Here is a 13,331-nt window from a genome sequence, read left to right on the forward strand (position 1 = left end):
AAGTGGAAGTCAATTTGATATGGTGCAACCAGTCGTAGTATAGATACGACAACAACAACATTTCCAAAATCTCACCCCTTCGGCATAGCCGCGCGGGGGGGCTAGTCGGGTGTCGTCTCCCCTGCCCCGTCTGAACCCCCGATCCCCCGCGATGAACGCCTCCAGCATGTGCGGGATCTGCGTCGTCGCATCGACCGCTTCGCCGTAGGTCTGCGCGTGCATGGCCGCGTATCGGTCGAGGTCGGCCTTGAGCGTGGCCGGGCACGCGAAGGTCAGCTTCACGCTCTCGGTCTTGGGTAGCGGCCCCAGCCGCAGCTTACGAGCCGTGCTCATCGTGAAGTCCCCCGGTTGAAGAACATCGGCTGGTACGGCCGCAGCACTAGGTCGCGGTTGACGATGATGCTGACCGGCAAGCCCAGCCGTTCGGTCAGCGTCGGTTGGATGTTGAGGTTGCGGCGCGTGAATTCCTGGCCGACCTGATTGGCCGTGTCCTGCGCGCTGTCTCGTAGCGCGATGACGGTATTGCCGTTGACGTTTCCCTGATTGGAGACAGCCAGTTCGGAACCCACACCCAACACGGTGGACAGTGCTGCACCCGCCAGGATGCGTCCCCAATGCCAATCGACGCCATCCTCTAGGCCGGCATAGCCGGCCGGATCGGCACCGACCAGGTTGTCGAGCGTGAGCGAAGACGTGTCCGACAGGATGATGCGGTTCCACACGATCTGCACACGGCTCTGCCCGTAGGCGACCTGGCTGTTGTATTTGCCGAGGATGCGCGAGCCCTGCGGGATCAGCAGATAGCGTCCGGTCGCCGTGTCGTAGACCGGCGCTGTCACAGCGCCGATCACGTCACCCGGCAGGTCGGATTTGATGCCCGTCACCAGCGCCGCCGCGATTACTGTTCCGGCCATGACCTGATACGGCGAGGTCGGCATTTGCAGGTTGCCGGAATTATGGATTTCCGTAGTTCCGGCTTTCTGGAACGCCTCCTTCTGGTCTTGCCGGTTCTGCACGGCAGTCGGGTCGGCCGGCTGCGCCGCCATCGAGGCCAGGCCGGCGGCCTGCGGGTCGAAGCCCGCCAGGCCGGATGCCGACGCGACCGAAGCGGTCTGCGCCGGCGCAGCTGAAGCGCGCTGGTTGCTGGAACGAAAGAACACCGACGACCGGTTGAATCCGCCCGATACGTCAGTATTCGCTATAGCGAGCGCCTGGCCGAGGCTGGCATCGAGCCCTCGGTCGGCAGCCGCGGCGACAGCTACGACAACGCACTGGCTGAGACAATCAATGGACTCTACAAAGCCGAATTGGTTCATCGGCGCGGCCGCTGGAAAAACCGGGAATCGGTCGAACTGGCTACCCTCGAATGGGTCGCCTGGTTCAACCATAAACGCCTGCTCTCATCGATCGGCTATATCCCGCCTGCCGAAGCTGAGGCAAACTACTACAACCGACTCGGAACCCCATCCGATGAGGCCGTCTTACTTTAACTAAACAGCCTCCGCGAAACCCGGGGCGGTTCAACTTGCCATCGAACTGACTTTTGATCAGCTGTTGTGGATCCGAGGATGCGCGAAGCCGCGTATACTCTTACTCGCTCCGGTTCGCGATCGACCCGTAGAGGTTCTTCGCGGCTGCCGGTAAACTTCGCTTAGCCAACGGAGCGCGTCAACCACCGATCAGTCGTCCGCGTCCGAATCCATACACGGAGCGCGGCCCGATCCGGATCGTCCGGCGCCGCGTCGATAGCCAACAAAGTGTGGCCGGCGCCTATCAGCTTGCCTATTGCCACACCGCGTTTGACCGGCGCGGCGTAGCCCGCCCCCATCAGTTGATAGCAGCCGGCCATCGTGCCGACGTACAGGTCTTCCTGAAACAGCGCAATGCCAAGCGGCTTGGCCGAAACCCTCTGCGTCACGCGCGCGGTTGCATGATCCGCCGCCAACACCCAGCCGCCATCGACGACCACACGAAGTTCTCCGCTCGGATCTTGGACGCCCGCGACCACGTTCACGTATGCAGCGTCGTCCCTGGACCACGGCGTATCGAGTGCCAACCAGTTCCGATTGTCGCCGCGCCGCACGAGCGTGCCGCCGTATCCAAGCGCAAACACGCCACTGCGCGTCGCCACCAGATCGTTGATGCCGCCGGCGAAATCGGGCGCCCCGCCGTCGTATTCAAGACGCGCGACCTCACCGTCCCAACAGTACACGCGCCGACTGAACGTTCCGATCAGCAAATCGCCCGCGTCCCAGAGCAGGCAGACCGCCACCTCGCCAGCCGCACCGCCGGCGCGCGCGAATACCAGTTCGCGCGCATGCCAGACCGGCGCGCCATGAAGACCGGGATGCACTGCCATCGCCGACCAACCGGACTGTCCGTGCATCGGCGCGTTGGTCACGAGCAGGTTATTGGCCGTGATACCCCAGACATACCCGTTCACATCGCCGACAATCGCCTGAATCGCATCCGGCACCCAGACGTCGCACGACAGTTCGAAGCGATCCCGTTGCAGATTGCCATGCAGTATCCACGACGTTTTCTGACCTTCGTCGTCTCGCGCATGGATCGCCCAAAAAGCCGTGTCCTGGATCATCGTGAGATCGGCCGATTCATATCGATGAAAACGCATTGCTTTGTCAGTTGCATTGGAGGACGTCATGCGTCACCGCCCAGCGCGGGTTGTGGCGGCACAATGACGGGGGCAGACGCCGCGAGCGTGTCACTGATCAAGGGCAATTCACGCGTCATCGGCCAGCCGATTCGGGTGTAGTGTTCACGCGCTTCGATCAGCAAGGCGGTCGCGATGGCCCGTCCCACCTGTTGACGCTCCGGCCAGGTCATGAAACCGGCCTGAGCTATCGCGAAACCTTTGACCTGATGTTCCTGAAAGTCTCGCGCGCTGCTCATGTGACGGTTGTTCGCCACGGCGTCGACTGTCAGATCCGCCAGCGTATAGATATTCGTCATCCAGATATGCACGCGTTCGAGATATTCACCCAGAGTCGGATTGCGGCCAAGCAGCTTGAATGTCTGATACACCGCGTTTTGCGCGTCGGTCGCGAACTTGTGCTGCGAGCCCTTGTTCTGCCCATCCTGCAAAAACGTGGCGAAACCTTCCGCTTTGGTACTGGAATCGCCGCGCCCCGTGCCAACGCCGCGCAATGCCTTGTCCGCGATCAGGTGATCGGCGTTAAAGCCGAAATACGGATTGATGCCGTCCACCATGCCGGTCCGCACCTTCGCCCGAAGCGCGTCATAAGTGTCGGCGGTGGTTGGCATACGCAGCAACTCGCGCAGTGCGCGAGCGTCGTCCACGGCAACGCTCGCCGCCTTCCAGTCCAGTGCGGCAATGGCCCTGGCCGTCTTCACGACCGCCTCGATTTCCTGTCGCAGCACTTCGCCCGACAGGGGATAGGCCACCGCAACCACATCCAGCTTTAGATCGGACGGCGCACCGTTGCGGTTCAAGAATTCATCGATCGCGGAGCGAGCTAGCAATTCGCTGAGCCGATGGCCATCGGTGCGTGGATAGGTGATGCCACCCACATCGAACGACTCGACGAAACTGCCCTGGTGGTTTTGATGCTCGGCGACGAACCGGGCGCGCGCCGCAGCATCGCCCGGAGTCCGCAGACAGGCGTCGAAAGCTGTCCGCACGGCCGTCATGTGCTGGAAAACCTGGCTCATGGCGCGGTCTCCAGTTCCGCTTCGCTGGACACCTGCGCGACGCGGGGAACGCCATTCAGCAAGGCTTCGATGTGCGCGCTGAAGGTCGACGGCCGGCCGAGGCCACGCGCCTCCATCCAGTCCAACAGACGGTCGACGGTCGGCGTCGACAGGGATCGCGTACGCACATGCGGGTCGACCCGCAGCACGCCGTTCACATAGCCATCAGACAGCCTCGCACCGACGCCGGCACCACCCCATTGGCGTGCCACGCATTCCCAGCCGGCCGGGTCGGCGTCGAACCACCCGCGATACGTCACCTCGGCGGCGGCGACGATCTCGACACCCCACTGCACGCCGCCGCTTCCGATGTCGATGCCTTCAAGCGGGAAGACCTGCCGAAGCAGCCTTACCTCGCCATCCCTGACGACCGACGCCAGCGTCATATCGCGCAACATCGCATAGACCTCGCGTTGCCTAGGCGAAAACCGCGCCATCAGCTCGCTCTGCGCGGACAACCTCATATCGAGCGGCGTCAACGCGCCGTGAGCGCCGTCGCGCGCGCCGGCGTCTTCGCCCGCTGCGGGGTCGGCCGGCGCAAGCTCGCCTCCGAGGGTTTCGAAATTTGCACCGCGATCGTTCACGGCTGGATGAGCGCTGCAGCTTCGCCAGGCGGGACGGGCCACGTGCGGCAGCCCGGCGAACAGGTCGAGTTCGCAGCCGGATGCATGGAGCGTCGGGCCGGCCGGCGCTTGCACACTTGCGGCACTGGGCGCATCGTCGAAACGACGCGCCCAGTGCGACACGAAAGCCGTATAGTCGTCGACGCTCGCGGATCGCTGTTGCGCCAACAGCGAAAGCGCGTGATCGAACGCATTGAGCAGCGCTCCAGAACTGATGGTCGACAGCCACGGATCGCGCAGCACCTTGCCCGCCTGCACGACGCCCTCCTGCGTCAACTGGATGACGCCGGCCTCGTCCACCAAGGCCCACGCACCGGCCGCCAGACGGCTGCGCGGTGCATCGGCACCTTGCTGCGACACGCTCGCCGCAGGCAGATGCTCATACAGTGCCTGCAGCGCTGCCATGGTCTCCCATGGCATCAGGCCCAAACGGCGAAACGCTTCCCTCAACACCGCATTGGTGCCGATCGCCGCGTCGCTCGGCACACTAACAATGTCTTCCGACACGAGACAGGCGTGCGTGCTCAACCGTGCCTGTCGAAGCAGTTCGATACTGCGCTCGGCGTCCTCGCGGCTCGCCGTGCCCCATGGTCTCCAGGCGCCCGCCGCGCGGCTCACGACCAGACGCGCCGGAACGGACTGCGGGATCTGCTTCATCCGCAGGTGGATGTCGAGACCGTAGCAACCACCGGGCGCGTCGCGTTCATCGCCCTCGCCCGCCAGCGCGCGCAGCAAGGGGCCCTTGACCCGGCCGCCGCCTGGCACGTCATGTCGCGCATAGACCGAGCCAATCAGATTGTCGAGCACTCTCGTTGCCAGTGCGCCGTAGGCCACACCCATGTTCAACGCCGCGCACGCGCTGTGCAGACGGGCTTGCGGCGTATCGCCGGTCAACTCGACGACGGTCGCGACGGCGAGCGCGCTGGTGAGCGCCGGCGCCGTCAGTGCGTCGAACCGGACGCGCCGGATCCGTTTCACATGTGCAAACCATGGTGCGGTTCGCAACACGTCGAGGATATGCCATGCGATCGCCTCGCCTTGCGCATCGTTGTCGGTGCCCAGCACCAGTTCTTCGCACTGTAGCAAGCGTGATGCCGTACGCCTCAACAACCCTTGCACGTCGTTCTGAACGTCCCGTTCGCTGAGATGCCAGCGAGGCAGCAGCCCCTCCTCCCAGCGAACCGCGCCGGGTCCGCGCAAATCCCGGATATGACCGCCGGAACCGAAGACCTGCATCTGCAGCGGCATCAGCGCCTGGATGATCTTCGCCTTGTGGGTGGATTCCACGACCATCAGTTGTGTCGGTCCGAGCTTGGTTGCCGGGGCACGGCATGCGCCGGTGCGCGCTTCGCGCTCAGGCTCGCGCACACCGGCAAGGCACCGGCCCACTATCGCAGACGGCAGATCGTTTTCCGGATGCAACGCTTCCTGCGAGAAAAACAGATCCGTGTGACCGAACAGAATGAAACTCTTCTGCGCGCGACTGATCGCGACGTTCAACAGGCGGCCGTCGTCGCGGTCGATGAATACCCGCTCGCGGTAGTTGTCGGGCGCGCGCCGCGTCGCGCGGCTGTCCTTGTTCACCGCGCTGAACAGCACCACCGGCTTTTCGGCACCCTGCAGCGTATGCACGGTTCCGATCGTCATCCGTTTGCTCAGATCGGGCTTCCCGGCCAACGACCAGTCGGCGTCGAGCGCCTTCTCGATGGCCTCGCGGATCGCCTGCGCCTGGCCTCGAAACGGCGTGACAATCGCCACCACGCTCGCCAGGTCTTCGAACTGCCCGACCCGGCCCTCAGAGCGCGCGATCCACTTGCACAGTTGCCGTCCCGTCGTCGCCAGCCACTGCACGATCGCATCGACTTCGCCCTGATTCGACCATGAATCACCCTTGACCGGCTCATCGTTCGGACCACCGGTTTGATAGAAGGCGAGCGGCGGCAGCGGATAGCTGCGTTTCATCCGCTCGCGCAATACCCCCTCATGCGACTCATCGTCGAAAATCGCCAGATCGGCGTCGCTCAACGCGCCGGCAAGCGGGTCCCCGATCATTGGCACCAGCTCGCGCGCAACCACATTTCCTTTCGCGTCGCGGTCATGATCGTGGTACAGCAGATCGATGCAGACGTTGATGATCGATCGAGCGCAGCGGTAGTGCTCCCGCAGCAGCAGGCCATCGCGCACCGTACCGTCCGGCGCGCATTCCGACCGCGACGCGCCCGTTGCCGCGAGCTTCATGACCGACCCGGTTGCGGCATCTGCGCCGCGCCGCTTCCAGACATCAAGCACGGCGTCGCCGCCCCAACGATCGTCGATCTGCCGCTTGTCCAACTCCTGCGTCACCGACGAGATGGGCGCAAGCTGTTTCATGTCGCCCACCACCGCGGCCTGGTGCGCGAGGCTCAAGACGGCCGCGCCCAGTTCCGGCGCCGCCTGCCCCGCTTCGTCGACGATCAGCAGATCGGCGAAGCCGAACATCGGCGAGTCACCGTCCTTCAATAACCTCGGTGCGCTGTGCAGGGTCGAGACCATGCAAGGAAACAACATCGCGAGACGCCGCAATTCCGCTTGCCTGCCGGCTTCAGGCGAGGCAAGACCGATCAGCCAGCGCACTTCCCAGTAACGTGCCGCCAGATGAAACGCGGTCGGACGAAGCACGACATCGAGCATTTTTTCGGCGCCGAGCCGCCGTTCATCGCTACTCGCCGATTGCGCGAGGTCCTCGCACAACGCCGCAATCCACTTCGACGACCCGCCCACGGACGGAAACCGCGCCTCCAGGTCCATACCCGGTTCGAGTAGCAGCGCGTCACGCGCCTGAGCCTGTGTATGAACAGCCATGCGCAAGCCCTCATGCAAAATGCTCACAAGCCCGCTCAATAGCGACACCGTGTCGCCGAGCACCTTGTCGGTCACCGCGCCGGTCGGCAAATCGCGATACTTGCATTGTTTGCTCCACTGACCGACGGCCTTGGCAATCGAAACAAGCGCCTTTACCCCGCGTTCGACCTCCGTGCGCTGCGCGTCGGTAAACATCGCACGCAGCGCATCGACGTGCTGGAGCGCGTTCGCGAATTCGCTAGCCCAGTGCAACGCAGCCGCAGGCAGATGCCGCTTCCTGGCGTACGTGCGCGACGCACCGACTCCGCCGACCTGGATCGTGCCGTTGCGCCGCGTCACCATGATGGCAAAGCGCTTCCTATGATTGTCACGCTTCCTTCCGGACGGAAGACTGGCGGTAAGCCCAAGTCTTTGCCTGCCGAACCCCCTGAGCCAGCGTTTCGAAAGCGCGTTTTTTTCACCCACCGCGCCGTCAAACGTACCCATGACGTTTTCCACGCTTTGATTAGTCGCGCCGCATACCAGCGTCACCGGACATGAATCGCGGCCTTCGTAGGCCGCAGTGACCCACTGATTAGCGATCATGGCCCGCAACATGGCCGTTTTCCCGGTCCCAGGCGGGCCGCTGACCGAGATCACGCCCGGTTCGTTGCGCAACTCGATCAGCGCATGCACCGCGCGGCGCTGGGAGTCGTTCAATGGATCCGCGCTCCGCTCGAGGTCTGGACGCTCAGCCTTCGCGCCTTTGTCAACCATTGCAATATGACGCCGGCTGGTGTCTTCACTGAGCGGCACGCTCACATCGGAGGCAAGCGACGGGCCGCCGTTGCCAAGCAGTTGCTCCAGGGCGCCGAGCGGCCGATCCGCAGGCATGGCTTCGTAGACGGACGATAGGGCTCGGACCGCAAAACCCAGCGTTCGCGGAATGGCGACCCAGTGCCCCTGCGCACGCCGGTAGCCCGCATCGGCAGCGCTCGATTGCAACGCCTCGAAAACCCGACAGCAGCCGTCTATATAGCCGTCAAACGATGCGTCCCGGTCTGCGGCGGCAAAGAAAGTCCCCAATGTTTGCCGGTATGATTCGAGATGGCCGATGGGATCCGGCAGCTCTTTGCGCTCACTCGCAGGTTGTGGATCGAGCCATTGCCGCACGACGCGCGGCCATTGGTCCTCCGCGTCACGCGGCGGAAAGACGTGACCCTGCTTGTCGAGATCGAACGGAAACCAGAAAACGATATCCAGATCAGGCGCCTGCTTTTTCTTCTGATCGGCGACAACCTCGCTCGGCCAGATCGTCCTGAAGGACTGGTTATCGGTGTGGTGAAAGACGAGCGCCATCGACAGGAGGTCGCCCACGAACTCCGGCTCGTCATCGAGTTCATCTTCATCGTCTGCGTCACTGGCCTCTGTCTCGTCGTCGGAATCAGCCATGTCGGATGGCGCAACCGGCAGCGCCTGCGAGCGGGGCGAATCGGCTTTATCGGCGCGTGCAATCAGGACTCGAAGCGCTTCACCTGCCCTCGGACCGTACCCGAGATTGAAATTACTCCATTTGAGTTTTCCTGGCTCGCTGACGGCAATCCGGATATCGACTCTCGCCATCCCGGATACATCGTCGGCAATCAGGCATTGGTGCCAGTACTTCAAGACATCGCGAGACAGAACGCGGACCGACCGGTCCCCGGCAAGTGCGAGGCGCCGAGGAGACGTTGGCGGAGACGAATCAGTATCAGACGCCGCGAGGACAGGAATCGGCTTCGTCCCAACATGGCTCCGCACCTCGTCAAATGGTTTGTTTTTGCCGGCGACAGGCTCATTCCTGGCAGGCGATGTCCTTATACCAAATGCTTCTGTGAGCACCCCTGATATGCTTTGCCAGATTTTTCCGAACATTTGCTTTCCGTATCTTTGATACTGACGCTATCGCTATTCATTGAATTTCAATCGCGCGTCGAACACACGACGTGACAGCGTGTCCATCCATCGCTGTGAATACCAAAACAATGTAAGTCGGTTTCGTGCCCATCCGAAATCCAGTCTCGACGTTCGTCAGTTTGTCGAAGCGAATCAGCTGAAAAAATTCACGCCATAGCCATCTGCACGCGATCTCATTGCATTAACGGCAATCGGTCAATCACCTTTAGCCGGTCTACACTATGGCGTGTTAACACTAATTGAATTAATGCCTCGGATGCGTGATAGTGTTGTTCATGGAGATCACACCTGAGCAATTTGCCCTTGTCGAACATTGTCTGCCCAAGCAGCGAGGCAACGTCAGCATGACCAATTTGCAAGTGGTCAACGCGATGCTGTACGTTGCAGAACATGGCTGCAAGTGGCGGGGCCTGCCAAAGCGGTTCGGCAACTGGCACACGATCTACACGCGCATGCGTCGCTGGACCCAGTCGGGTGTACTGGACAAGATGTTCGAGCAACTGCAGCGCGAGCAGGTCGTGCGCATCAAGATCGAGGCGGTGTCGCTGGACAGCACCAGCATCAAGGTGCATCCCGATGGGACAGGTGCGCTAAAAAAAACGGCCCCCAGGCTATCGGCAAGTCCCGAGGCGGATGGAACACCAAGATTCATATGGTTGCCGCGGATGCTCGAACGGCCGTAACGTTTGGCTTGTCCCCCGGGCAGGCGCACGATGCGCCAGAAGGTAGGCGGTTGCTCGCGAGCCTGGGCGCAACGAGTCGTCCCATTCACTTGCTGATGGACCGAGCCTATGAAGGCAACCAGACGCGTCAGCTCGCTCTGGACCTCGGTTTTATCCCGGTGGTCCCACCGATCAGCACCCGCATCGAACCCTGGGAATACGACCGAGAGATGTACAAGCGCCGCAACGAAGTCGAGCGCTTGTTTCGCCGCTTAAAAGGTTTTCGGAGGATATTTTCTCGCTTCGAAAAACTCGATGCGATGTTCCTCGGCTTTCTCAGCTTCGTGCTGGTTGTCGATGGTCTTCGTGTTTTGTGTTAACAGGACCTAGTCCTCGCGTTGGTCGCATCTGCCATTCGTATTTTTCGGGTTTCAAGGCGGACATAACCTGCTCAGAGACCTCACGAAATTACCGGACATATTCAGAACCACAGCCAATATAGCCATTTAGCATAATTACGAATTAGAATGGAAACGATGGCTTTCGACTATATTTCAGCACGCCCCTTGGGGCTCCACTCTCCATGAACAGAGAGTTCAGTGTTCAATGGCTGTAGACCCGATGCGGACGTCCAGCCTTCATGCGTTCTTTTGGGATGGTCCAGATTGCAGTTTCAAAGTCAATTTCGTTCCATGTGGCGTCGATAAATTCTGATTTACGGACAAGCGTCAGCAGCATGAACTTCACTGCGAGACGTAACGTTGACATAGTGGCTGTCTGCTCAAGAGCGTTGAAGAAGATATGAATCTCTTCCGGGTTCAGTGCCCTATCACGCGCCTTGAACGTGGCGATCGCACTGGGTCTGATGGACGCAGCCGGATTCTCGACCTTGATTCCCCTCGCCTGCACGAAGCGAAACACCTGCAGCACGATTTCCCTTGCGTGGACCGCCTGCGCAGCAGCACCGCGCTCCTTAATCTTCTCGCAACGTGCCATAAGTCGAGCCGGCGTGATTTCCTCCAGCTTCAGCTTGCCAAGTTCCGACGCGGGATTGCGCTCGTACACGGATTTGCGCATCGAGCACGTTGACTCCGCTAAGGCCGCTTCCGCGAAATACTTTTCGGCCCAATTTCCGAACGTGAAAGCGTCATTGGCTTCCACCCGCTTTTCGACTTTTGAGCGGGAGGGGCTATTCCCTTGCTGGATTTCCCTACGTGCCTGAGCAAGCAAAAGCCGAGCTTCCGCGAGGCCGACGGACATACCAAAACTCAATTCGTCTGCTTCACGTGCCTTCCGAGACGGAAGTTGCGGGTCATATCGGCCGATGACCAAGGTCTCCCGACGGCGATTCACTCGATAGTCATATCGGAAACTAATCGCACCGGAAGGCATTACGGCGACGTAAAGCCCCAGTTGGTCAGCCACTTTGTAGATTCTTTCACCGGGCTTTAGCGCCCGTAGTTGCATATCGGTGAGCATACAGCCTCCTCGAACGTATACCGTCAACCGATACCGTCATAGCAGTTTGACGGTATCGGGCAAGGCCATCCGAGGAGGGAACGTCAATACCGTCAACAGTACCGACATTCCCACCTGGCATTGCCCGGATCAACACAGATCTACACGGACAATAACCCCATGTTTTAAAAGGAAAAACACGAAAAACCGAGCTCTCGAAGCGACTTCGGAACAGTTTAGGTCATTCCCACTCAGATGTCAATTAGGTAGAAAATACAAATAAAATCAATCGCTTAGGTGAATGCATACGATCCGATGCCATGAAAAATACCATATTTAGAGGAATGCATGCCATGAGAAATTTGCAACTCGTCGTGAGTCTTCCCTCAATCGCGAAAGTGCCCATGTGAATCGAGATTTACGTATCCCCCCGACTCAACATTCTCAGACCGAATAGCTCCGGCCACAGTAAACTTGCGGGCTTCCGCATGCCGAACATCGTAGTGAAAGCCAATGGGGATTCTAAAAGAATATTTCCATTGCCTCAATTCGGGGGCCTCTCCGTGCTGCTCCTTGGTGTGGTCAAATATCCGTTGAGCATCGTCCGTCCAGAAATAATCCTTTGCGTGTTTTTTTGAGGTGTGCGGCTTGTAATGAATGCGATCAAACTCATTTTTCCGCCGATCACAACCGGCGTTGCACCCATCACCGTACCTTGTAGCCAAGTCCCATATATCTGATAGCTTTGTTGAAAAAGAAGACTCTGGTAGCAACAAAGGCGAGGCAATACTATCTGGCTGGACTACCCGCCTCCAGTCATCCTCATCGACCAAAGTTTCATTAACCTTGCTTATGAAGTCTTCAGGTGAGGGGTACGGAAGCGCCAACCATTGGCCAGGGAGCCATCGAAATCGGAAGTACGGCAAGAAGTGTGCGGCAGTCTCTTTCTTTGTGTCACCCCCTTGGTTTGTAATACCAAGCACGTGAACCGACTGATTTGCTGCTGTTGCGTTCGTCAATGCCACCCGTATGTCCGCCTCACGCATTTGAGATTTTGCGCCAGTAGGTGGAACAAAATGAACAATCCAGCCGTCGCTCCATACATGGACGCCCTTCTTGATTTCGCCCTTGATACGATCAGCCTGCGGCTTAGGCAAGCCGAAAATGATAGCCACTGGCATTGTCAGTCACGTCGAATCAATTTCAAAACAATATCGAGAGGCACCATGATGCGCGACACATCTTCTGGTCTCATCTGCATCAATCCAGCCAGGAAAGCATTTGTGTCTCTCGCTGTGACCGTATCTGGCTCTGACTTGGCTGATTGTGCCCCACACTCCCAAGAAGGACTGTTTTTTACGCCGACAGATTCTGCCCATCCCTTAATCCGTTGCGCAAGACGGGCAACCCTAAATATATGCCAAGCGCGTTCAAGGTGATTTATCTTCACCGCACGACTAAACGACCCAAGCGGAGCTTCTCCTGCATTCAGTGCGCCAAGTAATTCGTCGCGCTGCGCCATAGCCGTAACTGTGTTGGCAAAATCTCGTCTCTCAGTAAGAACATCTTCAAGAGTGAGGAAAGGAACCTGAATATCGGACTGCCCTTCCGCGTTTGCCCCATCTACAAAAAATTCATCCTTTTCTCTGGAGTACCAGTAGCATTGGCCCTCAGAAAGTATTTTGGTAAAGGCGTTAAATACATCCGTCCTAAACGAGATGCGCTCACGCTTGGTGGCAAGATCCGAGTCTTCCTTATCTACCTGATTCAGGAGATCAACATCCTGAGCCTTTACTACTAACGTGTCTTGCCCGGGGCGGCGGCGAGTTCTGATAACGGAGGGAAAGAGATCAAGAAAATCGACAAATTTGATGCGCTCATATCCCTCGGGCGGAAATTTAAGACCCAGTTGTTCAGCATTGCGAACAACCAAAGGCTTAAGCGGAGCGGCAGGCACCACGACAGAGGTGGCTCCTGATTTCTTGCTTAAATACTCTTCGAGAGCGGCCTGAACGACCGGTACCCAAGTTTCTTGCAGGCTCATGATCTTTTCTCTATCGAATGAAAAACGGGGCCAATGGCC

At 59.5% G+C, this 13,331-nt stretch carries 6 protein-coding genes and 4 pseudogenes; 2 read left to right on the forward strand and 8 right to left on the reverse strand.

Features of this window, described 5'->3' with window-relative positions; translation table 11 throughout:
• Positions 1–90: 90 nt before the first annotated feature.
• Positions 91–333, reverse strand: a pseudogene (locus H143_RS20995) (DUF2274 domain-containing protein); the annotation flags it as partial.
• Positions 330–1,274, reverse strand: a pseudogene (locus H143_RS21000) (TrbI/VirB10 family protein); the annotation flags it as partial. The pseudogenes H143_RS21000 and H143_RS20995, both read right to left, overlap by 4 nt.
• Here H143_RS21000 and H143_RS22180 point away from each other — a divergent pair.
• Positions 1,179–1,490, forward strand: a pseudogene (locus tag H143_RS22180) (integrase core domain-containing protein); the annotation flags it as partial. The pseudogenes H143_RS21000 and H143_RS22180 sit on opposite strands and share 96 nt — an antisense overlap.
• Before the next feature lie 161 nt (positions 1,491–1,651).
• On the opposite strand, the gene H143_RS0117310 reads toward H143_RS22180, so the two are convergent.
• The 3 genes from H143_RS0117310 to H143_RS0117320 are packed head-to-tail and all read right to left on the reverse strand — an operon-like array spanning position 1,652 to position 8,840.
• Positions 1,652–2,662, reverse strand: a complete 1,011-nt coding sequence (locus H143_RS0117310; protein WP_155803422.1) for a hypothetical protein — start codon at positions 2,660–2,662, stop codon at positions 1,652–1,654.
• Entirely contained in the window at positions 2,659–3,690 is a 1,032-nt protein-coding gene (locus tag H143_RS0117315) for a hypothetical protein (RefSeq protein WP_019939527.1), read from the reverse strand. Before H143_RS0117315 ends, H143_RS0117310 begins: the two co-directional genes overlap by 4 nt.
• Positions 3,687–8,840 carry an AAA domain-containing protein gene (locus H143_RS0117320; protein ID WP_155803423.1) on the reverse strand — a complete coding sequence of 1,718 codons (5,154 nt, stop codon included), beginning with the start codon at positions 8,838–8,840 and terminating at the stop codon, positions 3,687–3,689. The genes H143_RS0117315 and H143_RS0117320 overlap by 4 nt, the downstream gene beginning before the upstream one ends.
• Positions 8,841–9,403: 563 nt before the next feature.
• Here H143_RS0117320 and H143_RS22185 point away from each other — a divergent pair.
• A protein-coding gene (locus H143_RS22185; protein WP_155803420.1) for an IS5 family transposase occupies positions 9,404–10,170 on the forward strand; the annotation gives its coding sequence in 2 pieces (ribosomal slippage) (positions 9,404–9,719 and positions 9,719–10,170; 768 coding nt in all).
• A gap of 232 nt (positions 10,171–10,402) precedes the next feature.
• On the opposite strand, the pseudogene H143_RS21005 reads toward H143_RS22185, so the two are convergent.
• From H143_RS21005 to H143_RS21015, 3 genes and pseudogenes are all read right to left on the reverse strand, one after another.
• Positions 10,403–11,269: pseudogene (locus H143_RS21005) on the reverse strand (tyrosine-type recombinase/integrase); the annotation flags it as partial.
• Positions 11,270–11,634: 365 nt separating this feature from the next.
• Positions 11,635–12,423 carry a hypothetical protein gene (locus tag H143_RS21010; RefSeq protein WP_155803424.1) on the reverse strand — a complete coding sequence of 263 codons (789 nt, stop codon included), beginning with the start codon at positions 12,421–12,423 and terminating at the stop codon, positions 11,635–11,637.
• 8 nt (positions 12,424–12,431) lie between these two features.
• Complete coding sequence (locus H143_RS21015) at positions 12,432–13,292, reverse strand: hypothetical protein (protein WP_033365601.1); 861 nt, start codon at positions 13,290–13,292, stop codon at positions 12,432–12,434.
• Positions 13,293–13,331 lie beyond the last annotated feature (39 nt).

It is taken from the genome of Bordetella sp. FB-8 (assembly GCF_000382185.1).
Classification (GTDB): Bacteria; Pseudomonadota; Gammaproteobacteria; order Burkholderiales; family Burkholderiaceae_B; genus Bordetella.

What these genes read in the sequence shown, in the direction of transcription:
- H143_RS0117310 (WP_155803422.1), bottom strand. Translation starts at nt 2,662, where the DNA reads ATGACGTCCTCCAATGCAACTGACAAAGCAATGCGTTTTCATCGATAT.
- H143_RS0117315 (WP_019939527.1), bottom strand. Translation starts at nt 3,690, where the DNA reads ATGAGCCAGGTTTTCCAGCACATGACGGCCGTGCGGACAGCTTTCGAC.
- H143_RS21015 (WP_033365601.1), bottom strand. Translation starts at nt 13,292, where the DNA reads ATGAGCCTGCAAGAAACTTGGGTACCGGTCGTTCAGGCCGCTCTCGAA.